This is a genomic window from Blastochloris viridis (assembly GCF_001402875.1).
Lineage (GTDB): Bacteria > Pseudomonadota > Alphaproteobacteria > Rhizobiales > Xanthobacteraceae > Blastochloris > Blastochloris viridis.
In genome coordinates, this window is sequence record NZ_CP012946.1 from 3,641,295 (window position 1) to 3,665,431 (window position 24,137).

Genomic DNA, 24,137 nt, shown 5'->3' on the forward strand with positions numbered 1-24,137 from the left:
CACGCACCGACAGCGTTTCTTCGAGTTTGCTGGATTGGGCGTTGGAGCGGGCGATGGGAATCGAACCCACGACACTCAGCTTGGGAAGCTGATGTTCTACCACTGAACTACGCCCGCGTCGGGCAGACATTAGCGAGGAAGCGCGGCCGGGGGCAAGAGGGCGTGCGCGCGAACCGCACAGCCGTCAGCTCGGCAGGGTGCCGTCGCGCGCCAGCACGTCGCCGGCCAGATAGAGCGAGCCGGTCACCAGCAGCCGCGGCGGCACCGCGAACTCGCCAGCGAGCCGGGCCAGCGCCGCCTCGACGTCGCCGGCGACATCGGCGGTGAAACCCAGCGCACGGGCGGTCTCGGCCAGCGCCGCCGCCGGGCGGCCGCGGTCGCTGCCCGGCACCGGCACCGCCACCAGACGGCGCGACAGCCCGGCGAAATGCTGGAGGAACGGCAGCGGCTCCTTGGTGTCGAGCATGCCGCACACCAGCGCCAGCGGCTTCGGCGCCCGCTCTTCCAGGTCGGCCAGCGCCGCGGCGGCGACCTCGGCCCCGCCGGCATTGTGGCCGCCGTCCAGCCACAGCTCGGCGCCCTGCGGCAACAGCCGGATCAGCCGGCCGCTGCCCAATCGCTGCAGCCGCGCCGGCCAGTCGGCGCCGGCGACGCCGGCCTCATAGGCCGAGGTCGGCAGCACGAACCCGGCCGTCCGCAGCGCGGCGATGGCGGCGCCGGCGTTCTCGATCTGGTGGCGGCCGACCAGCCGCGGCCGCGGCAGGTCGAGCAGGCCGTCGTCATCCTGATAGACCATCCGGCCACCCTCCTCATGGGCGTGCCACTGCTCGCCGGAGACGGCGAGCGGCGCGGCGAGGCGCGCTGCCTGGCGCTCGATCACCGCGAGCGCCTCAGGCGGCTGGCGCGCCGACACCGCCGGCACCCGGCGCTTGAGAATACCGGCCTTCTCGCCGGCGATCGCCGCCAGGGTGGTGCCGAGAAAATCCATGTGGTCGAACGAGATCGGGGTGATGACCGTGGCGGCCGGCCGCTCGATCACGTTGGTGGCGTCGAACCGCCCGCCCATGCCGACCTCGAGCAAAGTGACGTCGGCGGGATGCTGCGCGAACAGCGCCAGCCCCGCCACCGTGGTGACCTCGAACACGGTGATCGGCTCGCCGGCATTGACGCGCTCGATGTCGGTGAGCACCGCGACCAGTTCGTCGTCGGTGACCAGCCGGCCGCCGCTGACGCGGCCGATGCGGAAGCGCTCGTTGAAGCGGACGAGGTGGGGCGAGGTGTAGACGTGGACGCGGCGGCCGGCCGCTTCCAGCATCGCCCGCAGAAAGGCGACGGTCGAGCCCTTGCCGTTGGTGCCGGCGACGTGGATCACCGGCGGCAGCTTGAGCTGCGGATCGCCCAGCCGCGCCAGCAGCCGGGCGATGCGCTCGAGCGACAGGTCGATGGTCTTGGGGTGGAGCGCAGCAAGCCGCGCCAGCACGGCGTCAACGGCGGTCACGGCGTCCTCCGGGCGGCGCCCTGTCGGGGTCAGCGCGGGCGCGTTCAGCTCGCGGGCGTCTCTACCGGGGCCGGCTCGGGCGCCGCGGCGGCGACCGGCTCGGGCGGCGGCGCCGTCTCCGCCGCCGCCGCCACGGTTTCGACCGCCGGCAGCGGCGTCTTGGTCAGCAGGTGGCACAGCCGCGCCAGCGTCGAACGCATGTCGTGGCGGTGCACCACGAGGTCGATCATGCCGTGGGCGCGCAGATATTCGGCGCGCTGGAACCCTTCCGGCAACTTCTCGCGGATGGTCTGCTCGATCACGCGCGGGCCGGCGAAGCCGATCAGCGCGCCGGGCTCGGCGATGTGGATGTCGCCGAGCATGGCGTAGGACGCGGTGACGCCGCCGGTGGTCGGGTTGGTCAGCACCACGATGTAGGGCTTCTTCGCCTCGCGCAGGCGCTGCACCGCCACCGTGGTTCGCGGCATCTGCATTAGGGACAGGATGCCCTCCTGCATGCGGGCGCCACCGGAGGCGGCGAACAGGATGAAGGGCGTGCTCTTTTCGAGCGCGGTCTCCAGCCCTTTGACGATGGCTTCGCCGGCCGCCATGCCGAGCGAGCCGCCCATGAAGGAGAAGTCCTGCACGCCGATCACCACCGGCAGGCCCTCCAGCTTGCCGAAGCCGAGCTTGACGGCGTCCTGCATGCTGGTCTTGGTGCGGGCGTCCTTGAGACGGTCGATGTAGCGCTTTTCGTCACGGAACTTGAGCGGATCGACCGGCGCTTCCGGCAGCGAGATGTCGTACCAGGTGGCGTTGTCGAACACCGACTTCAGCCGCAGCGTCGCGCCCATGCGCATGTGGTAGTTCGAGCCGGGCACAACGTACTGGTTGGCCTCGAGATCGCGGTGGAACACCATCTGCCCGGTTTCGGGACACTTGATCCACAGGTTCTCCGGCGTCTCGGTCTTGAACAGCGTGCGGATCTTCGGACGCAGCGTATTCGAAATCCAGTTCATGGCTGGTCCTCTCATGCCGGATTCGACGGGCATTTTTGTTGCTCCGAAACTAACCTGTTTTCTGCACGATGCTCCGCGAACGAAACATCACGTCGTCCGATCGGGTCGCATTGGTCGTGTCCGCCCGCGCCGAACCGGTCCTGGCGCCGAGGTGCGGCGGCCGGGCCGCTAGGCGGCGCGAACGGCGCCGCGCACGCCGGCGGCGAGCTCGCGGACGAGGCCGAGCACCGCCGGCACCGTCTTGTCGGTGGCGAGCCCCTCGGCGTCGAGCGAGGTGCGCACCGTCTCCACCAGCGCCGAGCCGACCACCACCGCGTCGGCGCCGCGCGCCACCGCGCCGGCGTGGGCGGCGGTCTTGACGCCGAAGCCGACCGCGACCGGCAGCCGCGTGTGGCGCTTCAGCCGGGCGACGGCAGCGCCGACCTTGTCGAAGTCGGGGGTCGCGGTGCCGGTGACGCCGGTGATCGAGACGTAATAGACGAAGCCGGCGGTGTTCGCGAGCACCTTGGGCAGGCGCTGATCGTCGGTGGTCGGGGTGGCGAGGCGGATGAAGGCGATGCCGGCATCCAGCGCCGGCAGGCACAATTCGTCGTCCTCCTCCGGCGGCAGATCGACCACGATCAGGCCGTCGACCCCGGCGGCCTTGGCATCTGCCAGGAATCGCGCGACACCATAGACGTAGATCGGGTTGTAGTAGCCCATCAGCACCAGCGGCGTGGTGTCGTCGCCGGCCCGGAAGGCGCGCACCAGATCGAGCGTCTTCGCCAGGGTCTGGCCCGCCTTCAGCGCCCGCAGCGACGACCACTGGATGGCCGGGCCGTCGGCCATCGGGTCGGAGAACGGCATGCCGAGCTCGATGACGTCGGCGCCTGCCGCCGGCAGGCCCGTCAGCAGCTCGAGCGTGGTGCCGGGGTCGGGGTCGCCGGCGGTGAGGAAGGTCACAAGCCCGGCGCGGCCCTGCTGGGCGAGCGCGGCAAACTTGGCGTCGAGGCGGGCGGTCATGCGATTGCTCTGCCGGTTTCCTCTCCCGCGGCGGGGGAGGGCGGCGCGAAAGGCGCCGGGAGGGGGGCAAGGGTGCGGCTAACCGGCGGCAACACCGCCAACCCTGCCCCGCAACGGGGACGGGCGCCGCGGGCGTGGTCGGCCCCGGTCATCACAGCCGGCTCTCCAGCATCTCGGACACCTGCGGCACATCCTTGTCGCCGCGGCCGGAGAGGCTGACCACCATCAGATGGTCCTTCGGCCGCGCCGGCGCCAGCTCGGCGACCTTGGCCAAGGCATGGGCCGGCTCCAGCGCCGGGATGATGCCCTCGAGCTTGGACAACAGCTGGAATGCCGCGAGCGCTTCCTCGTCGGTCGCCGAGAGATAGCTCACCCGGCCGGTCTCGTGCAGGAAGGCGTGCTCCGGCCCGATGCCGGGATAATCGAGGCCGGCCGAGATCGAGTGGGCCTCGTCGATCTGGCCGTCCTCGCTCATCAACAAAAAGGTGCGGTTGCCGTGCAGCACGCCGGGCTTGCCGCCGGACAGCGAGGCGGCGTGGAGGCCGCTGGAAATGCCGTGGCCGGCCGCCTCGACCCCGAAGATCTCGACGGCGGGATCGTCGAGGAAGGGGTGGAACAGCCCCATGGCGTTGGAGCCGCCGCCGATGCAGGCCACCAGCGAATCGGGCAGACGGCCCTCGGTCGCCAGCATCTGCTCGCGGGTTTCGCGGCCGATGATGGATTGGAAGTCGCGAACCATCATCGGGTAGGGGTGGGGGCCGGCCACCGTGCCGATGCAGTAGAACGTGGTCGCGACGTTGGTGACCCAGTCGCGAAGCGCCTCGTTCATGGCATCCTTCAGCGTCTTGCTGCCGGATTGCACCGGCACTACCGTGGCGCCGAGCAGCTTCATGCGGAATACGTTGGGCTTTTGACGCTCGACGTCGACCGCGCCCATATAGACCACGCATTCGAGGCCGAAGCGGGCGCACAGGGTGGCAGTGGCGACGCCGTGCTGGCCGGCGCCGGTTTCGGCGATGATGCGCTTCTTGCCCATGCGGCGGGCGAGCAGGATCTGGCCGAGAACGTTGTTCACCTTGTGGGAACCGGTGTGGTTCAGCTCCTCGCGCTTGAGGTAGATTTTGGCGCCGCCGAAATGGTCGGTCAGCCGCTCGGCGAAATAGAGCGGGCTGGGCCGGCCGACATAATGGCTGAGGTAGCCGTCCATCTCCTGCCGGTAGGCCGGGTCGGCCTTGGCCGCGGCATAGGCGGCTTCCAGGTCGAGGATCAGCGGCATCAGGGTCTCGGCGACGAAGCGGCCGCCGAAATCGCCGAACCGGCCGCGCTCGTCGGGTCCGGTGCGGAAGGAATTGGGTTGATGCACCGTCACTGCGGCGGCTCCTTCAAAGGATCGCGGGCAATGCCGCGTCAAGCGGCCCGCGCCGCCGCGATGAAGGCGCGGATCATGGCCGGGTCCTTGTCGCCCGGAGCGCGCTCGACCCCCGAGGAAACGTCAACCGCGGCCGGCCTGACCAAGTCAATCGCCTGCGCCACGGTTGCGGGATCGAGGCCGCCAGACAGCATGACGGGCACGCCGGGGTCAAGACCGGCCACCAGACGATGGTCGAAGGCAAGGCCGTTGCCGCCGGGCAGGGCTGCGGTCGGCGCGGGCTTGGCATCGAACAGCAGCATGTCGGCGACCGCGGCATAGCCCGCCACCGCGCCAAGGTCGTCGCGACCGCCGATCGCAACCGCCTTGATCACCGGCCGGCCGAACCTTGCGCGTACCTCCGCCACCCGCTCCGGGCTCTCGCGGCCATGGAGCTGAAGAACGTCGGGCGCAACGGCGTCCACGATGCCGGCCAGCGCCGCGTCGTCGGCGTCCACGGTCAGCGCCACCACCCGCGCCCGGCCACGGGCATGGGCGGCAAGCTCGGCCGCAGCCGCCAGCGACAGATGGCGCGGGCTCTTGGCGAAGAACACCAGCCCCACCATGTCGGCGCCCGCCTCCAGCGCCGCATCCAGCGTCGCAAAGGTCGAGAGCCCACAGATCTTGACGAGCACGGTCATTGGCGGGGTCTATAGCGAACTTCGCGCGCGCGTGCGAGCGTCGCGGCGACCGCCGCAGCGCCAGCGGGCCTGCGGGCTGGCCTGCCGACCCCGCCGGGGTATAACCGGGCTGCCGACCGGACCCCGCGACCGCAAGAGGGACTGCCGTGACCACGCCCCCCCGCCGCCTGGTGCAGCCCGACAAGCGCGAGGACGATACGCCCGACGCCACGCTCAGGCCGCAGCGCCTGGCCGATTTCGTCGGCCAGGCCCAGGCCCGCGCCAACCTCGAAGTGTTCATCGAGGCGGCGCGCCAGCGCAAGGAAGCGCTCGACCACGTGCTGTTCGTCGGGCCCCCCGGCCTCGGCAAAACCACGCTGGCCCAGATCGTCGCCAAGGAGCTCAATGTCGGCTTTCGCGCCACCTCCGGCCCGGTGATCGCCAAAGCCGGCGACCTGGCCGCCCTCCTCACCAATCTGGAGGAGCGCGACGTGCTGTTCATCGACGAAATCCATCGCCTCAACCCGGCGGTGGAGGAGATCCTCTACCCCGCCATGGAGGATTTTCAGCTCGACCTGATCATCGGCGAGGGGCCGGCGGCGCGCTCGGTGCGCATCGACCTCGCCAAGTTCACGCTGGTCGGCGCCACCACCCGCGCCGGCCTCCTCACCACGCCGCTGCGCGACCGCTTCGGCATTCCGGTGCGGCTCAATTTCTACACCGTCGCCGAGCTGGAATTCATCGTCAGCCGCGGCGCCCGGGTGTTCGGCATCGGCGTGACGCCGGAGGGCGCCAACGAGATCGCCCGACGAGCCCGCGGCACCCCGCGCATCGCCGGCCGGCTGCTGCGGCGGGTGCGCGATTTCGCGCTGGTCGACAAGTCCGGGGCGATCGACCGCACCGTGGCCGACCGCGCCCTGGTGGCGCTGGAAGTCGACGCCGCCGGGCTGGACGCCATGGACCGCCGCTATCTGTCGATGATCGCGCACAATTTCGGCGGCGGCCCGGTGGGGATCGAGACCATCGCCGCGGCGCTGTCGGAGCCGCGCGACGCCATCGAGGAAATCATCGAGCCCTATCTGATCCAGCAGGGCTTCGTGCAGCGCACACCGCGCGGGCGGCTCCTCACCGCCCAGGCCTTCCGCCACCTCGGCCTCGCCGAGCCGGTGCGCGAGACGCCGCAGTTCCAGCTGTTCCAGGACGAGGGGGACGGGTGAGAACGCCCGTGCCGGGCCTCATCACGGGCCGCAGGGTGAGACGGCGGGCTCAGCCGCCGTCTCGAACATCTGGAGCCAACGCCGGCGACGAAAGCCCAGCGCGATCGACCGGATTTGGTGTCACGCCGCGTCGGCGGCGCGGACGCCATGCAGGAACGTCTCGGTACGCTCCCGGAGCTGCTCGAACTCGCGGTCGAGCGTCTCGGCGGTCGCGGTCAGCTTGGCCACCACCGCGTCGGTGGACGCCACCGCGTGCTGCACGTCGGCGATGTCGCGGGTGACGGTGGAGGCGCCGGTTTCGGCGGTGCCCATCGCCTCGACGATGCTCGCCGCCAGCGCGATCTGCTGCGCGGTTTCCTGCTGGATGGCCTGGGAGGAGACGTGGAGGTCGCGGATGGTGCCGCCGAGCTCGCGCGTCAGCGCGGTGGCGTCGTCGACCGCCTGCTGCACCGCCTTGATCTGCTCGCCGACGTCGTCGGTGGCGCGGGAGGTCTCGCGGGCGAGGCCCTTGACCTCGGCGGCGACCACCGCGAAGCCGGCACCGGAATCGCCGGCGCGCGCCGCCTCGATGGTGGCGTTGAGCGCGAGCAGGTTGGTCTGAGAGGCGATGGCGGCGATTGTCGCCACCACCTGGTCGATACCGGCGGCGATGCCGCCGAGCCGTTCGATCGCCGCCTCGACCCGTTCGGTTGCGACCAAGGCGCGCTCGGCGATCTTGGCCTCAGCGTCGGCGCGCGCGGCGATGTCGGCGCTGGCGCTGTCGAGGTCGGTGCTGGAGCGGCGGGCGGTTTCCACCGCGGTGGCGGCACGGCCGGCGGCCTCGACCACCGAACCGGAGCGGACGCCGGCCAGCTCGATCTCGTCGCGGACGTGGCGCGCCGCCGCACGCAGGTCGGTCACCACCGCGGACACCGCGCCGAGCACGGCGCCGCTGGCGCGGTCGAAATCCTCGGTAAGGCTCTGGCGGCGGCGCTCGGTGCGCTCGATCCCGGCGCGGGTGGCGGCGCGTTCGGCCTCCAGCCGCTGACGCTCCTCGATCGAGCCGCGCAGCGTCAGCACGGCAGCGGCCATGCGGCCGACCTCGCCGCCGCTGGCGGGATCGACCGTGACGGTGACGTCGCCGTCCGCCAGACGGGTCAGCGCGACGGTCATGCGGTCGAGCGGATTGAACACCCCATGTGACAGCAGCGCGTAGATCGCCGCCACCGCGCAGCAGAAGGTGCCAGCGGCGATCAGCAACAAGGTCAGGCTCTGCGCCCGGTTGTCGGCAATGCGGTCGGCGATCAGAAGGTCGAGGTCGGCGCTGGCGGTGGCGATGAACGCGGTGAGCGCAGTCGCGGCCGCGACCTCAAGGTCGTGCAGCGCGAAGCTGCCGACCGGATCGCCGAGCGCGGTGCGGCGCACCGCCTCGCCCAGCCGATCGACCGCCGGCACCGCGTGGTCGCGCGCGGCCACCATGCGAGCGTGGACGTCCGGCCGGGTGACGTTCTCCAGCACGCGCGCGACCACGCCGCCAAAACGCTGGCGGACCAGATCGAAGGCGCCGCCGGCGATCAACAGTTCGACCCGCGATTCGTCCGACACGTTGGCGGACGAGAAGCGCCGGCCGCGATTGCCGAGGTTGCGCACCGACTCGGACAATGCCGGCATCACCTGACCGGCCAGATCCATCATATGGTAGGTATCGAGCTTGGGGTCGAGGATCAGACCGGACTGATCGAGCACCGCCTGGCGGAGCCTGGTGAGGGATTCGGTCACCGCCAGCACCTTGCCGCGGTCGAGACGCTTGGCGGCGGCCATCGCCTCGAGCAGCTCGGCGGCGCGGGCGTTTTCCGCCCCGGTTCCATAGCCGGCGCCGAACTCGGCCTCGGCCGCCTTGAGTTTGGCCGCCGCAGCGGCGAGATCGCTGCTGGTCGGCATGCCGAAATCCCAGGCGCGGGTGCGCTCGGCGAGCGCGGTGTTAACGTCGGCGATCGCCATCAGATAGCGGTTGCCGACCCGCTCGCGTTCCGCGGTGCGGATCTCGGCGAGCTGAAGCGACAGCAGCGACCACGTGACATAGGCGAGCGGCACGAGAAAGAGCGCGACCGCGCCGAGGATTCGGGTCCGCAACCCGAGTTTCGCGAGCATGGCTTGTTCCTGGCGTGAACGTTACGTCAGCCATGGCGCTGAAATGATTAGAGCGAGGTTTACGATGACGTTATGCCGCTGTCATATCGGGTGAGGGCAAGACCTGATCGCGCCGACGGCCGCACACCGAAAGTTACAAATGAATTCATCTGCGGTGCCGGCATCGCGCGCGCCCGGCGACAACAGCGCCGACGCGGCATTCTTCATCGATGGGGGCGACGAGCGAACATGACTGACGTGAACGACACTGCCGGCCCGCAGGGCCGATCCTGGCCGGACCTTGCCGGCCGTCTGGTACCCGGCGGCCACGTGCTGGCGGTGCGGGTCTATTACGAGGACACCGATTTCTCCGGCTTCGTCTATCACGCCAACTTCCTGCGCTACATGGAGCGCAGCCGTTCCGATTATCTGCGCCTGCTCGGCGTCGAGCAGGGCGCGCTGTTCGAGGAGGCGGTGAAGGAGGTCGGCGCCGGCTTCGCCTTCGTGGTCCGCCACATGGACCTCGACTTCCGCCGCCCGGCGCGAATCGACGACATTCTGGAGGTCCACACCCACCCGGCCGAAGTGCGCGGGGCCTCGCTCACCCTGGCCCAGAGCGTGCGGCGCGACGGCGAGGTCCTGGTGGCGGCTGAGGTCAAGGTCGCCTTCGTCGCCGGCGAGCGCGCCACCCGCATCCCGCTGGCGTTGCGCAAGGTGATGGGTGCCGACGTCGGCCCGGCCTGACGGCGCCCGGCGGAACCTCCGCTCCCTCACCGCATTGTCCAGCCATGACGTGACCTGAACCGCCCCGGACCGCTTGGTCTCGCGGGCGCAACGGTGGTCCGGCAGAAAAACGAGGGAGGATGCGGCGCATGGGCGAGATCGACCGTCACATCAAGACCCGGCTGGCCGAACCGGGCGACGAACTGGTGCTGACCACGTTCGGCCGTCACGACCTCCGCGGCTTTGCCGCGGCCGACGATCCCTCGGTGGCGGTGGGGCTGCCGCCGGGCAGCGAGATCCGCTTCACCGAGCCGGTGGCCTGCGAGCCCTCGGCCGGCGCTGCGCCGACCGGGCACCGGCTGGCCCGCCTTCGCCAAGTGGTGATCGACAACCCCTGCATCCACCACGATGCGCTGGAGTTCGGCGGCACCCAGCTGCTGTTGCTCACGCAGCTGTGCGAGGGCCAGCGCGCCACCGTGGTGCGGCTGCCGACTTTGAGCGAGGCCGCCCGATCCCGCAGTCGCGACGCCCACCAAATGCCGCTCGAGAATATCCGGCTGCTGGCGGAGCCTGCCGACGACTCCGGCCACCCGATGTTCATTTAGGACCGGCGCCGGGCTGACTATTCGAGCCTCCGCCGATCCGATTGAACCGGACGGCCGCTGTGAGCCTTCGAGGCCTTGCATTGCCGTTCGCGCCCAGCGCCTGTCGCACCCGGCGCGCGCGGTGCGGACGGTGCTCTGACGTGACGGCCGAGCCGCGGCCAAGGCCACGCTGACCTTCCCGAAATTCCGACAGCTGCCGCGATCGTCCCGGTTTTGCCACCGCGCGACGTTGCCGCAGGGCCTTGCCCTCCGGAACATCCGCTCTGGCTCGGACATTTTCGACCCATCGGTAACGGGGCGCCCGGCGCAGCCCGGACGCTTCAGCAACCGTCATCGTGGAATCGGCCGCCGTGGGTTCCTCCGCGGCACCTGACTCTTTCGGCTGTTCGTAACCAGAGGAAGCCTCACATGTGCGACTACAGTCTTCATCATGTGGCGTCCCGGCCGGCCAAGGTCGGCGAAACGCTGGTCTCGACGACGTTCCCCAACTCGATCACGCGGGGCTTCACCTCGCCGGACGAGCCGAACGTTGCGGTGTGCCTGCTGCCGGGCACCGAACTTGGGTTCGAGAAGAACGTGGAGTGCGAGTTCGCGTACGGAATGCTGTCCAACAAGACCGTCGGCGCCAACCTCGCCCGCTTCCGTCAGGTGAATCTGGAGAACCCCTATCTCCATCACGACGCGCTGGAATTCCCCAACGGCGAGACGGTGCTGGTCACCCATTTGTGCCAGGGCCAGCGCGCCACCGTGCTGCAGCTTCCGGCCGGGGTGTCCGGCGAGGCCGACCATCACCACCCCGCCGACGAGGACGCCGAACCCGCAACTGCGCCGACGGAGGAGGCCGGGCAGCGCCCGCCGGCTCTGGCCGGTGCGATGGCTTCCGACTGATCGCGCCGGCATTGGTGTGCCGGTCGTCGAAAATCCCGTTCTGATTCGGTTTCCGGGTGATCACGTCGTGATCCCGGAAACCGGTTGACGCGAGTGGCCGAGGGGCCCGGGCGCCACCCTCATTCGGCCGGGTCGCGAACCGGCGCTCTTCGCTGTCTTCGACGGAGAACGTTGATGTGCGATTACAGTCTTCACCATGTGACCTCCCGGCCGGCCAAAGTCGGCGAAACGCTGGTCTCCCGGAAGTTCGAGAATTCGGTGACCCGCGGCTTTGCTGCGCCGGCCGAGCCGGAGGTCGCCGTTTGCCTGTTGCCGGGAACCGAGCTTCGGTTCGAGACCGACGTCGAGTGCGTCTCCTCGTTCTGGCTGATGCCGCGCAGGAAAATCCACGCCCGGCTCGCGCGCTTCCGCCAGCTCGAGACCGACAGCGTCTACGCCCACCGCGACGCGCTGGAATTCCCGGACGGGCGCATCGTGCTGCTGACGACGCTGCGGCCCGGCCAGAAGGTGACGGTGCTGCAGCTGCCGGCGGGAGCGAAGGCGGGCGCCCATCACCATCCCGCGCCGGCCGAGCAGCCGCGGGCGAAATCCTCCGCCCCCGGCCGCCTGGCGACGTGATGCCGCTAGAGCGTCATCCGACCTGACTGCATCAGGTCGGATGCTTTAGGTCTTTGTTATTTCGCATTTTCTTTCGCACAACCGGATCCCACTTGTGCGAAAAATGCTCTAGGCCGCTGCGGCGCGCCACCCCGCCTCCCAGCCCAGCATGGCGCGCTTGCGCGTCAGCCCCCAGTGGTAGCCGGTGAGGGCGCCGCCGCTGCCGACCACGCGGTGGCAGGGCACCACGAACGCGATCGGGTTGCGGCCGACCGCCGCGCCGACCGCCCGCGCCGCTGTGGGCCGGCCGATGTCGTGCGCCAGGGCCGCATAGCTCGCCGCCCGGCCGAACGGGATCTTCAGCAGTGTCTCCCACACTCTGATCTCGAAGTCGCTGCCGATCAGCACCACCCGCAGCGGCACCTCAGGCTGCCATGCCGTTGGGTCAAAGATGCGCCGGACCAGCGGCGCGGTGGCGTCGCGACAATCCTCGAACTGTGCCGCCGGCCACCGCGCCCGCATGTCAGCCAGCGCCGCCGCCTCGCCGCCGGGGTCGGCGAAGGCGAGACCGGCGAGGCCGCGCGCGGTCGCCATCACCAGGGCGGTGCCGAACGGGGAGGGGTGGAAGCCGAACCGCACCACCGCGCCGGCGCCGCCGCGCTGCCATTCGCCGGGCGACATCGCCTCATGGGTGACGAACAGATCGTGCAGCCGGCCGGGGCCGGACAGGCCAAGCTCGAACGCAGCGTCGAGCACGTTGCCGCTTCCCGCCAGCACCCGTTTGGCGTGGTCGAGCGTCACCGCCTGCAAAAACCCCTTCGGCGTCAGCCCGGCCCAGCGCCGGAACAGCGCGTTGAGGGTGCGAATGTCGACGCCGGCGGCGGTGGCGATGGCCTCGGCCTCGGGCTGGCTGCGCCACGCCTCGGTGATGAAGGCGATCGCCCGCCGCACCACCTCATAGTCGGCGCACCAATCGGCCTGCGCATCAAGGCTTGAGCCAAGGTTCGGGCCGGCATCAGGTGTTAAGGTGGCGCGGTCGAGCATAGCCAGCCTCCGGGAACGCTGCGCCAGCAGTGTGACCGAATGCGCCAACCGCGCCACCCGATTTCGCCGCGTCCGCGGCCGTGGTCTCGCACCGCCAAGCCGGATATAGGAAGCGTTCCGGTCCGGACCCTGCCATGCCGCGCAAACCCATGTTCGATCCGCCCCGTTCCGCCACCGGCGACGAGGCCGAGGCGCCGCCACACGAGACCGCCGCGACGGCGCGCGGCCGCGCCAAGGCCAACGCCACGGCGGCCCGGCTCGGCGCCGCGGTGGCGCGCCTGACGCCGGACGAAATCGTCCAACTGTTCCGCCGCTTCGAGGCGGCCAACCCGTCGCCGACCAGCGAGCTCGTCTATGTCAACCCGTTCACCCTGCTGGTGGCGGTGGTGCTGTCGGCGCAGTCCACCGACGCCGGGGTCAACAAGGCGACCAAGCCGCTGTTCGCTATCGCCGACACCCCGGCCAAGATGGTGGCGCTGGGCGAGGAGCGGCTGCGCGAGGCCATCAAGACCATCGGGCTCTACCGCAACAAGGCCAGGAACGTCGTCGCGCTGTCAGAGCGGCTGATCGCCGATCATGGCGGCGAGGTGCCGCGCGAGCGCGCCGCGCTGGAAGCGCTGCCGGGGGTCGGCCGCAAGACCGCCAACGTGGTGCTGAACACCGCGTTCGGCGAGCCGACCATGGCGGTCGACACCCATATGTTCCGGGTCGCCAACCGGCTCGGCCTTGCGCCGGGCAAGACGCCGCTGGCGGTGGAGGATGAGCTGGAGCGGGTGGTGCCGGACGCGTTCAAGCGCCACGCCCACCACTGGCTGATCCTGCACGGCCGCTACGTCTGCAAGGCGCTGAAGCCGGACTGCGGCCACTGCCCGGTGGCCGACCTCTGCCGGTTCCCAGGCAAGACGGCGGGCTGACGCGCCGGCCTATTTCTCGACGGTCTCGCCGGCTCTGGTCCAGTCGACCATGCTGCCGTTGTAGACCGCAACGCCGGGGCGGCCGCGGTCCGCCGCCCGCACCGCCGCCATGCGCGCCCGCGCCCCGGTGTGGCACATCACCACCACCTTGCGGCCGTCGTTCGGCAGCTGGTCGACCTTGAACGCCGACATCGGCATGTTGGTGGCGCCGGGCACGTGGCCGGAGGCAAACTCGCCCGCCTCGCGGACATCCACCAACGCCACCGTGCCGTTGGCGAGCCCGGCCTTCAGCGCCGCGCGATCGATCGCCTCGGCCTTGCGGCCCAAGCCGATCACCGCGCCAATTTCCGACAGAATTCCCATGAAATCCTCCCAAACGGCATGATTTTTGGCAGAAGGGGCAACGCGCTGGCGGCAAGCCCTGGCCGCTATCGTTCAGCTCGACGGCCGCGACATCTTGCTGCCGCGGGCGAGCTCGACCAGCCGGTGGGTGATGGTGCTGTTGGGGTCGGCCAGCGGTGCCAGGATGTTGAAGTGGTTGGCGCCGGGCACCACCACCATGCGGGCGTCGACCTCACGCTCGGCCCAGGCGGCGGCGACGTCGCGGGCCTGGCGCTGGAACTCGGCGGTGTCATTCTCGCCGACCCAGGCGTCGAAGGTGCGGCCGGCGGCGATCTGCCAGTTCAGCGGCGACAGCCGGTGGGCTTCGCTGTCGTCGAGCCCGAGCTTGGCGTTGAGGCTGGTCGACACCAGCGGCTTCAAGTCGAACAGGCCGGAGATGGCAAGGCCAGTCGGCACCAGATCGGTCGGCAGCGAGGGGTCGATGGTCGACCAGTCGGTGGCGACCAGGCAGGCGGCGAGGTGGCCGCCGGCGCCGTGGCCGACCGCGACCACCGCGCGGCCGATCCGCCGGTGCAGCGCGATCGCGGCGGCGCGAACCTGGCCGATGATGTTGAGGATGGTCACCTCCGGGCAGAGGTCGTAGCCGGCGAGCGCAAAGGTCAGGCCGCGCTCGTTGGCGCCGCGGGTGAGGTGGCTGAACAATGAAGGGCTCAGCGACTGCCAGTCGCCGCCGTGGATGAACAGGATGGCCGCACCGACCGAATCGAGGTCGGGCCGGAACAGATCGAGCGTCTGCCGCGGCGAGGGGCCGTATTTCAGGCCGATCTGCGCCAGGCGGTGGGTCGAGCGATGGACGCTGGCGTCGCGTTCCCACTCGGCGACAAGGTCGGAGTGCTCCGGAACGCTGGCGCGGGTGTTGTATTCGGCTTCGTAATCGAGCGTCACCGGGTCACCGTTCGGTCCAAAGGGGGCCTGCGTGTGGCGGAACCACGCTCGAAAGCGCGTCTGCCAGCGTCGCATGGCGCGGCCCCGTTCTGCGAGCTGCCGTTCCTGCCGGTGGGGGAGACCATGCAAGTCGGGCGAATCTTGGTTCTGTCGGCGCCATCGTGCCCGGCTTCCGGCGCGAAATCCACTTCGCCGCAAAGGTAATCGCGGCGCCGCCACTCGATACCCTGGCGGTGCCCCCGTCAATGCGTCCGGACCGGACGCGGCCGGCTGGAGAGAATCGGCCGACACGGTTATGGTTCGCGCCATGCAGATCGACGGCAAACCCTGGCGCACCATCTGGCGCAACCAATCGGGTGGAATCGGGATCATCGACCAGACCCGGCTGCCCCACGCTTTCGAAACCCTGACGCTGCGCACGCTGGATGACGCAGCGGTGGCAATCCGCACCATGCAGGTGCGCGGCGCACCGCTGATCGGCGCCGCCGCCGCCTACGGCCTCGCGCTCGGCCTCACCGAGGACGCGACCGACCTCGGCCTTGAGCGCGCCCACCGCCGGCTGATCGAGACGCGGCCGACCGCGGTGAACCTGCGGTGGGCGCTGGGCCGGGTGGTCGACGCGGTGTGCGCGCTGCCGCCGGAGGTCCGGGTGGCCACGGCGTTCGCCGAGGCCGACGCCCTGGCCGAGGAGGACGTCGCCATCAACGCCGCGATCGGCCGGTTCGGCGCCGAGCTGATCAAGGAGATCGCCGGCCGCAAGCCGGGGCAGGTCGTCAACATCCTCACCCACTGCAACGCCGGCTGGCTCGCCACCGTCGACTGGGGCACCGCCACCGCGCCGATCTACCAGGCCTTCGCGGCCGGCATCCCGCTCCACGTCTTCGTCGACGAGACGCGGCCGCGCAACCAGGGCGCCTTCCTCACCGCCTGGGAGCTGGGCCGCGCCGGCGTGCCGCACACCGTGATCGCCGACAATGCCGGCGGCCACTTCATGCAGCACGGCATGGTCGACCTCGCCATCGTCGGCACCGACCGCACCACCCGCACCGGCGACGTCTGCAACAAGATCGGCACCTATCTGAAGGCGCTGGCGGCGAACGACTGCGGCGTGCCGTTCTACGTCGCGCTGCCGTCCTCGACCATCGACTGGACGCTGACGGACGGCCGCGACATCCCGATCGAGGAACGTTCGGGCGCCGAGGTGACCCACATCGCCGGCCGCACCAAGGATGGCGCCATCGCCACGGTGCAGCTCACCCCGGACGGCTCAAAGGTCGCCAACCCCGGCTTCGATGTCACCCCGGCCCGGCTCGTCACCGGGCTGATCACCGAGCGCGGCATCGCGCCGGCGACAGAACAGGGGTTGTTGCGGCTGTTTCCCGAGCGCGCCAGACCGAAGGGCTGACCGAATTGGACCGCGAGCCGGCGCTGCGACAACAGGTGGTGGCAGCGGCGATGGCGATGGTCGCCGCCGGCCTCAGCCGCGGCAGCTCGGGCAACGTCTCCGCCCGGCTGACCGGTGACATGTTCCTGGTGACGCCGTCCGGCGTGCCCTACGCCAACATGACGGCGGAAATGATCGTCCGGGCCGACCTTGACGGCGGCTACTGGGGCGATCTGCTGCCCTCCACCGAGTGGCGGCTGCACGCCGAGATCTATCGCGCGCGGCCCGAGGCCGGCGGCGTGGTCCACGCCCACCCGACCCATGCCAGCGCGCTGGCGTGCCTGCGCCGCGACATCCCGGCCTTCCACTACATGGTCGCCGCCGCCGGCGGCGATTCGGTGCGCTGTGCCTGCTACGCCACCGTCGCCTCGGCCGAGCTGGCGGCGGCGATGATGGCAGCACTCGCCGGCCGCACCGCCTGCCTGCTCGCCAATCACGGTGCGGTGACCCTCGGCAGGACTGCGGATGCGGCGCTGAACCTGATGGCGGAAATCGAGCAGCTGGCCGAACAATACGCCATCGCCGCCAGCCTCGGCGCGCCGGTCCTGCTGGACGACGACGAAATGGCGCGGGTGAGCCAAGTGTTCGCCGGCTACGGCCGGCAGGCCGGCGCAAGCGCGGTATCGGGCGTGGTGCGGCGGGGGTGATGGACGGCCGGAAGAGATTGGAACAGACGATGAGCCCTGCGCTGGTGCGGCGCCCACCCGCCCTGGTCGAGTGCCACCTCGCCGCGGCCGGCGACAGCGCGCTGGTTTCTGCCGATAGCGCGGTCGCGCTCGACGGCCGCCAGTCGGTGCGGGCCGCCCTGATCGCCCGCGGCAGCGGGCGCCTGCTGGTCCAGCTCGGCTTTTCGCTGGTGTCGGAGCTGAAGCTGGCCTCCGGCCGGCGCGCCGATCTGGTCGCCCTCTCGTCAAACGGCGAGGTGTGGATCGTCGAGATCAAGTCGTGCGTCGCCGACTTCCGTGCCGACCACAAATGGCCGGACTACCGGCTGCACTGCGACCGCCTGCTGTTCGCGGTCGACCCCGCGTTTCCGACCGACATCCTGCCCGACGACGTCGGCCTGATCATCGCCGACGGCCACGGCGCCGAGCTGATTCGCGCCGCGCCGGAGCACCGCCTGCCCGGCCCGACCCGCAAAGCACTGACGCTCAGGTTCGCCCGCGCCGCCGCGCTCCGGCTCCACGCCGCCATCGACCCGCTGGTCGGGCTCAGCGAATGACCGGCTCGGCAGGTCCTCAGCGCGGCGCGCGCTTGGCGAGGATGCGCTGCAGGGTGCGGCGGTGCATGTTGAGGCGCCGCGCCGTCTCCGAGACGTTGCGGCTGCACAGCTCGTAGACGCGCTGGATGTGCTCCCACCGCACCCGGTCGGCCGACATCGGGTTCTCCGGCGGCTCGGGTTTGCGGCTCGAGGTGGCGAGCAGGGCGGCGGCGACGTCATCGGCGTCGGCGGGCTTGGCCAGATAGTCGATGGCGCCGGCCTTCACCGCGTTCACCGCGGTGGCGATGTTGCCATAGCCGGTGAGCACGATGGCGTGGGCATCCGGCCGCTTTTCCTTCAGCTTGGCGATGACATCGAGGCCGTTGCCGTCGCCAAGCCGCATGTCGACCACCGCGAACGCCGGGGCGCCATGATCGAGAAAGGCGAGCCCGTCGGCCACCGATTCGGCGATCGAGACCGTAAATCCCCGCGCCTCCATCGCCCGCGCCAGACGCTGCAGGAATGCCTTGTCGTCGTCGACAATGAGCAGCGACTTTTCGTCGGGCTGGGTGTCCTCGGCCAAATCGCCGGGAATCGCTTCGGTCATGCTCAATCGCTCCTCATATCGAGGCATAAACTTAAGATATATCCTTCGTTCAACTCGGCAAGGCCGCGGTCGCAGGCTCAACCTCCAGCGACGAGCGCAACCAGCCAATCCGCACGATGGCGCCATGTTCCGGCGGCACCCGATTGGCGATGGTGAGCATGCCGCCGGAGCGCTCCAGCAGGGTCTTGGCGATGAAGAAACCCAGGCCGAGGCCGGATTCGTCGCCCGCCGCCGCCTTCTTGCGCTCCTGCGAGCTGGCGGTGATGTAGGGCTCGCCGAGCTTGCCGAGCAGGACCGGGGCGAAGCCCGGCCCGTCGTCGACCACGGTCACCACCACGTCGCGCGGGGTCCAGCGAATCGACACCACCACCTCGCGCTCGGCGTAGTCGACCGCGTTCTCGATGATGTTGCCGAGGCCGTAGAGCAGGCCGGGGTTGCGCTGCAGGATCGGTTCGGTGGAGCGGTCGGCCGGCCGCTCGATGCGCACGGCGACGCCGAGCAGGCGATGGGGGGCGGCGACCTCTTCCAGCAGCATCGAAATCGGCATGCGGTCGAACGGCGCCTCGTCCGAGCCCAGCGAGGTCAGCTTCTTGAGGATTTCGCGGCAGCGGTTGCTCTGCTCGCGCAGCAGCCGGAGGTCGTCGGCGTGCGGGCCTTCCGCGGGCAGCTCGCGTTCCAGCTCCTTGGCCACCGTGGCGATGGTGGCGAGCGGGGTGCCGAGCTCGTGCGCCGCCGCGGCGGCAAGACCATCCAGCGCCGACAGGTGCTGCTCGCGCGCCAGCACCAGTTCGGCCGCGGTCAGGGCATCGGTGAGCTGGCGGGTCTCCTCCGCCACCTGCCACGCGTAGACCCCGACGAACGACATGGCGAGGAAGATCGCCAGCCACACCCCGGCCTGATAGAGCGGCGGCAGCCTGAGCGGGCTGTCGGCCGCCCACGGCAGCGGCTGGTGCACCGCCGCCACCACCAGCGCGCACACCAGCGCCAGCAGGCCGAGATAGACCGTGGTCGAGGGCGGCAGGGCGCTGGCCGAGATCAGCACCGGCGCCAGGAACAACAGCGCGAACGGGTTCTCCAGCCCGCCGCTGAGATAGAGCAGCAGCGCGAGCTGGACGATGTCGAAGGCGAGGATGGTGGCCGCTTCGGTGTTGGAGAGCCGGTGGGCGTTGGGGTACTTCAGCCGCAGCGCGACGTTGAGCCAGATCGAGATGCCGACCGCGGCCAGCGCCCAGCCGACCGGCAGCGGATAGCCGAAGCCGTGATAGACCACGACGATGACGATGGCCTGGCCGGCCACCGCCAGCCAGCGCAACATCAGCAGCGTGTCGAGCCGGAGGCTGCGCCGTTCCATTCGTTGGGTGCTGGCGAGAAGTTTGGGCATGGCATCACGGTCCGGGCAGGAAGGAAGCGCAACCGGGCGCCAGCCCCCGCTTGCCGCCGCCGCCCGGTTCTTCTCATATAGGCCAAGTCATATAGACCAAATTCGCGGCGGCCGGCGCATCCGGTGCCGCCGTCCCCGCCCCGCCTCGCCGGTTTATCGATGTCAGCGCCCGCCATCCAAGCAATCGAGCTGTTCAAGCGCTACCGCGCCACGGTGGCGGTCGACGGCATCAGCTTCGCCCTGGCCGCCGGCTCGGTGACCGGGCTGCTCGGCGGCAACGGTGCCGGCAAGACCACCACCATCGCCATGACCATGGGACTGGTGCGGCCGACCCAAGGCCGCATCGCCGTGCTCGGCGCCGATATGGGGCACGAGCGATATAAGGTGCTGCACCGGATGAATTTCGAGAGCCCGTACGTCGACATGCCGCACCGGCTGACGGTGCGGCAGAACCTGTCGGTGTTCGCCAACCTCTACGGCGTCGCCGAGGTCGACGGCCGCATCGCCGCGCTCGCCGCCGACCTCGACCTCGCCGGCCTGCTCGACCGCCCGTGCGGCAAGCTGTCGGCCGGGCAAAAGACCCGCGTGGCGCTGGCCAAGGCCCTGATCAACCACCCCGAGGTGCTGCTGCTCGACGAGCCGACCGCCTCGCTCGACCCCGACACCGCCGACTGGATCCGCACCCGGCTGGAGGACTACCGGCGCGCGCGCGGCGCCACCATCCTGCTCGCCTCCCACAACATGGCCGAGGTCGAGCGGCTGTGCGACCGCGTGATCATGATGAAGCAGGGCCGCATCGTCGACGACGACACCCCGGCCGGCCTGCTCGCCCGCTACAGCCGGACCAACCTCGAAGAGGTGTTCCTCGACGTCGCCCGGGGTCGCGGCGTCCAGGCGGCGGCGGGGGGCGAGGCATGAGTGCTGCGCCCGGCTCCGCCACCCGGCGCATCGGCGCCATGGTGCTGCGCTATTGGTACCTGCTGCGCTCGTCGTGGCCGCGCCTGCTGGAGCTGGTCTACTGGCCGGCGGTGCAGCTGTTCACCTGGGGCTTCATCCAGCTCTATGTCGCCGACAATGCCAGCTTCTTCGCCCGCGCCGGCGGCACCTTCCTCGGCGCGGTGCTGCTGTGGGACATTCTGATGCGCGGCCAGCTCGGCTTCTCGGTGTCGTTCCTGGAGGAGATGTGGGCGCGCAACATGGGCAATTTGCTGATGAGCCCGCTGCGCGCGTTCGAGTTCGTCGCCGCCTTGATGATCATGAGCGTCGTACGTCTCGCCATCGGCATGGTGCCGGTGACGGTGATGGCGATCGCCTTCTTCGACTTCAATCTTTACGGCATGGGGCTGGCGCTGGCGGCGTTCTTCGTCAACCTGATCCTGACCAGCTGGTCGGTCGGGCTGGTGGTGTCGGGCCTGGTGCTGCGCAACGGCCTCGGCGCCGAGGGGCTGGCCTGGACCGTCATGTTCCTGCTCCTGCCGCTATCCTGCGTCTACTACCCGGTTGCGGTGCTGCCTATGGTGCTGCAGCACGTCGCCTGGCTACTGCCGCCGACTTATGTGTTCGAAGGCATGCGGGCGCTGCTGATCGACCAGGTGTTCCGCGCCGACCTGATGGTGCAGGCGCTCGCGCTCAACGCGGTGCTGTTCGCAGCCGCAGCATGGGCCTTCCTGCGGCTGCTGGATGCCGCCCGCGACCAAGGGTCGCTGATTTCCGCCGGCGAATGAAACGGATAATCGCCGAAAGGCGGATTGTCTCTCCCGCAACGAATTGGCTAGAGTGCGCAGCTTGGTCGGTTCCGGCCTCCGCGGAATAATATTATACCGTTCCGCAACCTCGACCCGCCAAACGCCGTTGCATCGCAGCAAGCCGGAACCGCCAGTTCCGGGGGTGTCACACACCGGCCGGAACGGTACGGGGACAACGCACCGATCGGCCCGAAACGGAGGGAAGGTCGCCGTGCCGTACTACCATTTGTTCGAGATGACCCACGCCGCCCTGTCGCCCTACCGGGCGGCGGCAGACGTCGCCCGTCTTTATTTCCAAAACCCGTTCAACCCCCTGGCGCACACCCCGGTCGGCAAAACCATCGCCGCCTCGTGCGAAATGTTCGAGCGGGTGACACGCCGTTACGGCAAGCCCGAATGGGGCCTCAACACCACGGTGGTGGACGGCCAGGAGGTCGCGGTCCACCCCCAACCGGTGTGGGAGCGCTCGTTCTGCCGGCTGCTGCACTTCGAGCGCGCGGTGCCCGAGGACCGCCCCGCCGACCCGAAGATCCTGCTGGTGGCGCCGATGTCCGGCCACTACGCCACATTGCTGCGCGGCACGGTGGAGACGCTGCTGCCGAACCACGACATCTACATCACCGACTGGGAGGACGCCCGGGTGGTGCCGCTGGCGGCCGGGCGGTTCGACCTCGACGATTATATCGACTACGTCATCGACATGCTGCACTGGCTGGGCGGTGACACCCACGTCATGGCGGTGTGCCAGCCCTCGGTGCCGGTATTTGCCGCGGTCGCCCGAATGGAGGCGGACGACGACCCCGACAGCCCGCTGTCGATGACGCTGATGGGCGGACCGATCGATACCCGCTCCAACCCCACCGCGGTCAACAAGCTCGCCCACGACAAGGACATCGGCTGGTTCAAGCGCCACGTCACCACCCAGGTGCCGTTCCCGCACGCCGGTTTCATGCGCGACGTCTATCCTGGCTTCCTGCAGATCACCGGGTTCATGACCATGAACCTCGATCGCCACGTCGATGCCCACCGCAAGCTGTTCATGCACATGGTGCGCGGCGACGGCGACAACGCCACCAAGCACAAGGAATTCTACGACGAATACCTGGCGGTGATGGACCTCACTGCGGAGTTCTACCTCCAGACCGTCGAGACAGTGTTCATCAAGCACGCGCTGCCGACCGGCACCATGACCCACCGCGGCGTGCTGGTCGACCCGAGCCGGATCCGCAACGTCGCGCTGGCCACCATCGAGGGCGAAAAGGACGACATCACCGGCGGCGGCCAGACCGAGGCGGCGCACCGCCTCGCCAGTTCATTGCCCGACGACAAGCGCCTGCACTATGTGCAGCCGGGCGTCGGCCACTACGGCGTCTTCAACGGCTCGCGCTTCCGCGAGGAGATCGCGCCGCGGCTGGCCGCCTTCATCCGCCGCCACGGCACGAAAGATCCCGCCAAAAATCCCGCCAGGCCGGCAGCCACCCCGCAGCGGAAATCGGCGTCCGAGCGGCTGATCGAGGCGCTCGCCGCCAACGCGCCCGCCCCCGGCAGCGACGCCGCGCCGGACCCCACCTCGGCCTTCCTGGCGGCACCGCACGGCACCGCCGACGACCTGACCTTGATCTCCGGCGTCGGGCCGCGACTGGCCCATATGCTCAACGAGGCCGGAATCTGGCATTTCTGGCAGATCGCCCGCTTCACCGAAGCCGACATCAAGGCACTCGACGCCAAGCTGCCCAGCTACAAGGGCCGGGCCGTGCGCGACAAATGGATCGCCCAGGCGGCCCGGCTGGCCGAAAAGCAGCCCATCGCCATCGTCTGATCCTCCACCGCCGGCGGGACGACCTGCCGGCGGCGGGTCCCGATAGCGTTTTCGGCCGGTCAAGGCGGAGAATTGTCATCCGGTTTCCGAAATAGCTCTTTGCCGGTAAACCCCCGTCCGATCACCGGTTTTCGCCGGAGACGCTGGCGCCGGTCACGCTTGCCCCTCTGCGAGCCGTATGAGGTGCGGCCAAGCCGTTCCGCTTGCCGCAGGGTTTCTGGCATGATCGGCGACGATGACGAATCGCCCGTCCTCAATGGCTGAGGCCGCCACCCTCCTTCTGCGCTTTGACGGCACCCAGGTGACGGTTGCGGTGAAGCGCTCGGTGCGGGCGCGCCGCTACACGCTGCGGCTGCGAACCGCCGAGCGTGACGCGGTGCTGACCGTGCCCAAGCGCGGCTCGCTGGCCGAGGCCACCGCGTTCGCCGAGCGTCACGCCGCCTGGCTGATGGCGCGGCTGCGCCGGCTGCCGCCGCAGATCGAGTTCGTCGCCGGCGCCAGCGTGCCGGTGCGCGGCGTGCCGCACCTGATCGAGCATCGGCCCGATGCCCGCGGCACGGTGTGGGTCGAGCCCGGCGCCGATGGCGCGCCACGGCTGATGGTGGCGGGCGAGGCCCCGCACGTCGGGCGGCGGGTGCGCGACCATCTGGTGCGGCTGGCGCGCGCCGAGCTGACCACCGCCAGCGCCCGGCACGCCGCGACGGTCGGCCGGCGCATCGCCCGCATCACCATCCGCGATGCCCGCTCGCGCTGGGGGTCGTGCTCGTCGTCCGGCCGGCTGTCGTTCTCGTGGCGGATCGTGATGGCGCCGCCCGCGGTGATCGACTACCTCGCCGCCCACGAGGTCGCCCACCTCGTCCATCTCGACCATTCGCGCAGGTTCTGGGACTTGGTGGCCAAGCTGTGCCCGGAGCACGCCGCCGCGCGGCTGTGGCTGAAGCGGCACGGCGCCGGCCTGCACCGCTATGGCGGGTAGCTTGGGTTTGCCGCCGCCTTTGGTGAGGAAGCGCGGAGCGCGTTGTCCCGAGCC

Annotated in this window: 24 protein-coding genes and 1 tRNA gene; 13 read left to right on the forward strand and 12 right to left on the reverse strand. The window is 70.0% G+C overall.

All coding sequences use genetic code 11. The features are described from left to right. Positions 1-42: 42 nt before the first annotated feature. From BVIR_RS15770 to BVIR_RS15795, 6 genes are all read right to left on the reverse strand, one after another. Positions 43-117: transfer RNA gene (locus BVIR_RS15770), tRNA-Gly, on the reverse strand. 67 nt (positions 118-184) lie between these two features. Continuing rightward, on the reverse strand, positions 185-1,498 hold the full coding sequence (locus BVIR_RS15775) for a bifunctional folylpolyglutamate synthase/dihydrofolate synthase (protein WP_236823628.1): 1,314 nt from the start codon (positions 1,496-1,498) through the stop codon (positions 185-187). Positions 1,499-1,542: 44 nt separating this feature from the next. Next, positions 1,543-2,496, reverse strand: a complete 954-nt coding sequence (accD, locus tag BVIR_RS15780) for an acetyl-CoA carboxylase, carboxyltransferase subunit beta (protein ID WP_055038490.1) — start codon at positions 2,494-2,496, stop codon at positions 1,543-1,545. 168 nt (positions 2,497-2,664) lie between these two features. Beyond that, complete coding sequence (trpA, locus tag BVIR_RS15785; protein ID WP_055038491.1) at positions 2,665-3,498, reverse strand: tryptophan synthase subunit alpha; 834 nt, start codon at positions 3,496-3,498, stop codon at positions 2,665-2,667. A 151-nt stretch (positions 3,499-3,649) separates the two neighbouring features. After that, positions 3,650-4,867, reverse strand: a complete 1,218-nt coding sequence (gene trpB / locus BVIR_RS15790; RefSeq protein ID WP_055038492.1) for a tryptophan synthase subunit beta — start codon at positions 4,865-4,867, stop codon at positions 3,650-3,652. Between the two features lie 38 nt (positions 4,868-4,905). Further along, complete coding sequence (locus BVIR_RS15795; RefSeq protein ID WP_055038493.1) at positions 4,906-5,547, reverse strand: phosphoribosylanthranilate isomerase; 642 nt, start codon at positions 5,545-5,547, stop codon at positions 4,906-4,908. A gap of 146 nt (positions 5,548-5,693) precedes the next feature. Here BVIR_RS15795 and ruvB point away from each other — a divergent pair, with 146 nt between their 5' ends. Continuing rightward, positions 5,694-6,743: a Holliday junction branch migration DNA helicase RuvB gene (gene ruvB / locus BVIR_RS15800; RefSeq protein ID WP_055038494.1), complete on the forward strand. Its 1,050-nt coding sequence runs from the start codon at positions 5,694-5,696 to the stop codon at positions 6,741-6,743. A gap of 120 nt (positions 6,744-6,863) precedes the next feature. On the opposite strand, the gene BVIR_RS15805 is transcribed toward ruvB, so the two are convergent. Beyond that, positions 6,864-8,873 carry a methyl-accepting chemotaxis protein gene (locus BVIR_RS15805; protein WP_055038495.1) on the reverse strand — a complete coding sequence of 670 codons (2,010 nt, stop codon included), beginning with the start codon at positions 8,871-8,873 and terminating at the stop codon, positions 6,864-6,866. Positions 8,874-9,101: 228 nt separating this feature from the next. Between BVIR_RS15805 and ybgC the strand changes: the two genes are divergently transcribed. The 4 genes from ybgC (at position 9,102) to BVIR_RS15825 (ending at position 11,686) form a co-directional block, all read left to right on the forward strand. After that, the gene (gene ybgC, locus BVIR_RS15810; RefSeq protein WP_055038496.1) at positions 9,102-9,596 is read left to right on the forward strand and encodes a tol-pal system-associated acyl-CoA thioesterase; all 495 of its coding nucleotides are present in this window, start codon (positions 9,102-9,104) and stop codon (positions 9,594-9,596) included. Positions 9,597-9,724: 128 nt separating this feature from the next. Then, complete coding sequence (locus BVIR_RS15815) at positions 9,725-10,180, forward strand: hypothetical protein (RefSeq protein ID WP_055038497.1); 456 nt, start codon at positions 9,725-9,727, stop codon at positions 10,178-10,180. Between the two features lie 408 nt (positions 10,181-10,588). Beyond that, entirely contained in the window at positions 10,589-11,068 is a 480-nt protein-coding gene (locus BVIR_RS15820) for a hypothetical protein (RefSeq protein ID WP_179944855.1), read from the forward strand. Between the two features lie 174 nt (positions 11,069-11,242). After that, positions 11,243-11,686: a hypothetical protein gene (locus BVIR_RS15825; RefSeq protein ID WP_060832950.1), complete on the forward strand. Its 444-nt coding sequence runs from the start codon at positions 11,243-11,245 to the stop codon at positions 11,684-11,686. 108 nt (positions 11,687-11,794) lie between these two features. Here the strand turns inward: BVIR_RS15825 and BVIR_RS15830 are convergent, their stop codons facing one another. After that, positions 11,795-12,709 (reverse strand): methylated-DNA--[protein]-cysteine S-methyltransferase, encoded by a 915-nt coding sequence (locus BVIR_RS15830; protein WP_055038499.1) that lies wholly within the window; start codon positions 12,707-12,709, stop codon positions 11,795-11,797. Between the two features lie 134 nt (positions 12,710-12,843). Here BVIR_RS15830 and nth point away from each other — a divergent pair, with 134 nt between their 5' ends. Then, on the forward strand, positions 12,844-13,623 hold the full coding sequence (gene nth, locus BVIR_RS15835; protein WP_082417252.1) for an endonuclease III: 780 nt from the start codon (positions 12,844-12,846) through the stop codon (positions 13,621-13,623). A 9-nt stretch (positions 13,624-13,632) separates the two neighbouring features. Here nth and BVIR_RS15840 read toward each other — a convergent pair whose 3' ends face one another. Both BVIR_RS15840 and BVIR_RS15845 read right to left on the reverse strand, forming a co-directional pair. Then, positions 13,633-13,986 carry a rhodanese-like domain-containing protein gene (locus BVIR_RS15840; protein WP_055038500.1) on the reverse strand — a complete coding sequence of 118 codons (354 nt, stop codon included), beginning with the start codon at positions 13,984-13,986 and terminating at the stop codon, positions 13,633-13,635. A 72-nt stretch (positions 13,987-14,058) separates the two neighbouring features. Next, on the reverse strand, positions 14,059-14,910 hold the full coding sequence (locus tag BVIR_RS15845) for an alpha/beta hydrolase (protein WP_055038501.1): 852 nt from the start codon (positions 14,908-14,910) through the stop codon (positions 14,059-14,061). Between the two features lie 307 nt (positions 14,911-15,217). Here BVIR_RS15845 and mtnA point away from each other — a divergent pair, with 307 nt between their 5' ends. The 3 genes from mtnA to BVIR_RS15860 are packed head-to-tail and all read left to right on the forward strand — an operon-like array spanning position 15,218 to position 17,576. Then, entirely contained in the window at positions 15,218-16,315 is a 1,098-nt protein-coding gene (gene mtnA / locus BVIR_RS15850; RefSeq protein ID WP_055038971.1) for an S-methyl-5-thioribose-1-phosphate isomerase, read from the forward strand. A gap of 5 nt (positions 16,316-16,320) precedes the next feature. Further along, positions 16,321-17,001 carry a class II aldolase/adducin family protein gene (locus tag BVIR_RS15855; protein ID WP_236823629.1) on the forward strand — a complete coding sequence of 227 codons (681 nt, stop codon included), beginning with the start codon at positions 16,321-16,323 and terminating at the stop codon, positions 16,999-17,001. Between the two features lie 29 nt (positions 17,002-17,030). Beyond that, a complete protein-coding gene (locus BVIR_RS15860) occupies positions 17,031-17,576 on the forward strand; it encodes an MmcB family DNA repair protein (protein WP_082417254.1) in 546 nt (181 codons plus the stop codon). A 16-nt stretch (positions 17,577-17,592) separates the two neighbouring features. Here BVIR_RS15860 and BVIR_RS15865 read toward each other — a convergent pair whose 3' ends face one another. Both BVIR_RS15865 and BVIR_RS15870 read right to left on the reverse strand, forming a co-directional pair. Beyond that, a complete protein-coding gene (locus tag BVIR_RS15865) occupies positions 17,593-18,162 on the reverse strand; it encodes an ActR/PrrA/RegA family redox response regulator transcription factor (protein ID WP_055038502.1) in 570 nt (189 codons plus the stop codon). 49 nt (positions 18,163-18,211) lie between these two features. Further along, a complete protein-coding gene (locus BVIR_RS15870) occupies positions 18,212-19,513 on the reverse strand; it encodes an ActS/PrrB/RegB family redox-sensitive histidine kinase (RefSeq protein WP_236823631.1) in 1,302 nt (433 codons plus the stop codon). A gap of 189 nt (positions 19,514-19,702) precedes the next feature. On the opposite strand from BVIR_RS15870, the gene BVIR_RS15875 reads away from it, so the two are divergent. The 4 genes from BVIR_RS15875 (at position 19,703) to BVIR_RS15890 (ending at position 24,083) form a co-directional block, all read left to right on the forward strand. Beyond that, positions 19,703-20,461 carry an ABC transporter ATP-binding protein gene (locus BVIR_RS15875; protein ID WP_055038504.1) on the forward strand — a complete coding sequence of 253 codons (759 nt, stop codon included), beginning with the start codon at positions 19,703-19,705 and terminating at the stop codon, positions 20,459-20,461. Beyond that, positions 20,458-21,267, forward strand: a complete 810-nt coding sequence (locus BVIR_RS15880; protein WP_055038505.1) for an ABC transporter permease — start codon at positions 20,458-20,460, stop codon at positions 21,265-21,267. Before BVIR_RS15875 ends, BVIR_RS15880 begins: the two co-directional genes overlap by 4 nt. A gap of 232 nt (positions 21,268-21,499) precedes the next feature. Next, entirely contained in the window at positions 21,500-23,107 is a 1,608-nt protein-coding gene (gene phaZ / locus BVIR_RS15885; RefSeq protein WP_055038506.1) for a polyhydroxyalkanoate depolymerase, read from the forward strand. 256 nt (positions 23,108-23,363) lie between these two features. After that, entirely contained in the window at positions 23,364-24,083 is a 720-nt protein-coding gene (locus BVIR_RS15890; RefSeq protein WP_236823632.1) for a M48 family metallopeptidase, read from the forward strand. The last annotated feature ends 54 nt before the right edge of the window (positions 24,084-24,137 follow it).

What these genes read in the sequence shown, in the direction of transcription:
- ybgC (WP_055038496.1), top strand. Translation starts at nt 9,102, where the DNA reads ATGACTGACGTGAACGACACTGCCGGCCCGCAGGGCCGATCCTGGCCG.
- BVIR_RS15870 (WP_236823631.1), bottom strand. Translation starts at nt 19,513, where the DNA reads ATGGAACGGCGCAGCCTCCGGCTCGACACGCTGCTGATGTTGCGCTGG.
- BVIR_RS15795 (WP_055038493.1), bottom strand. Translation starts at nt 5,547, where the DNA reads ATGACCGTGCTCGTCAAGATCTGTGGGCTCTCGACCTTTGCGACGCTG.
- BVIR_RS15865 (WP_055038502.1), bottom strand. Translation starts at nt 18,162, where the DNA reads ATGACCGAAGCGATTCCCGGCGATTTGGCCGAGGACACCCAGCCCGAC.
- trpA (WP_055038491.1), bottom strand. Translation starts at nt 3,498, where the DNA reads ATGACCGCCCGCCTCGACGCCAAGTTTGCCGCGCTCGCCCAGCAGGGC.
- BVIR_RS15880 (WP_055038505.1), top strand. Translation starts at nt 20,458, where the DNA reads ATGAGTGCTGCGCCCGGCTCCGCCACCCGGCGCATCGGCGCCATGGTG.
- BVIR_RS15815 (WP_055038497.1), top strand. Translation starts at nt 9,725, where the DNA reads ATGGGCGAGATCGACCGTCACATCAAGACCCGGCTGGCCGAACCGGGC.
- nth (WP_082417252.1), top strand. Translation starts at nt 12,844, where the DNA reads ATGCCGCGCAAACCCATGTTCGATCCGCCCCGTTCCGCCACCGGCGAC.
- BVIR_RS15805 (WP_055038495.1), bottom strand. Translation starts at nt 8,873, where the DNA reads ATGCTCGCGAAACTCGGGTTGCGGACCCGAATCCTCGGCGCGGTCGCG.
- BVIR_RS15875 (WP_055038504.1), top strand. Translation starts at nt 19,703, where the DNA reads ATGTCAGCGCCCGCCATCCAAGCAATCGAGCTGTTCAAGCGCTACCGC.
- accD (WP_055038490.1), bottom strand. Translation starts at nt 2,496, where the DNA reads ATGAACTGGATTTCGAATACGCTGCGTCCGAAGATCCGCACGCTGTTC.
- BVIR_RS15840 (WP_055038500.1), bottom strand. Translation starts at nt 13,986, where the DNA reads ATGGGAATTCTGTCGGAAATTGGCGCGGTGATCGGCTTGGGCCGCAAG.
- BVIR_RS15890 (WP_236823632.1), top strand. Translation starts at nt 23,364, where the DNA reads ATGGCTGAGGCCGCCACCCTCCTTCTGCGCTTTGACGGCACCCAGGTG.
- BVIR_RS15825 (WP_060832950.1), top strand. Translation starts at nt 11,243, where the DNA reads ATGTGCGATTACAGTCTTCACCATGTGACCTCCCGGCCGGCCAAAGTC.
- BVIR_RS15820 (WP_179944855.1), top strand. Translation starts at nt 10,589, where the DNA reads ATGTGCGACTACAGTCTTCATCATGTGGCGTCCCGGCCGGCCAAGGTC.
- BVIR_RS15860 (WP_082417254.1), top strand. Translation starts at nt 17,031, where the DNA reads ATGAGCCCTGCGCTGGTGCGGCGCCCACCCGCCCTGGTCGAGTGCCAC.
- BVIR_RS15830 (WP_055038499.1), bottom strand. Translation starts at nt 12,709, where the DNA reads ATGCTCGACCGCGCCACCTTAACACCTGATGCCGGCCCGAACCTTGGC.
- mtnA (WP_055038971.1), top strand. Translation starts at nt 15,218, where the DNA reads ATGCAGATCGACGGCAAACCCTGGCGCACCATCTGGCGCAACCAATCG.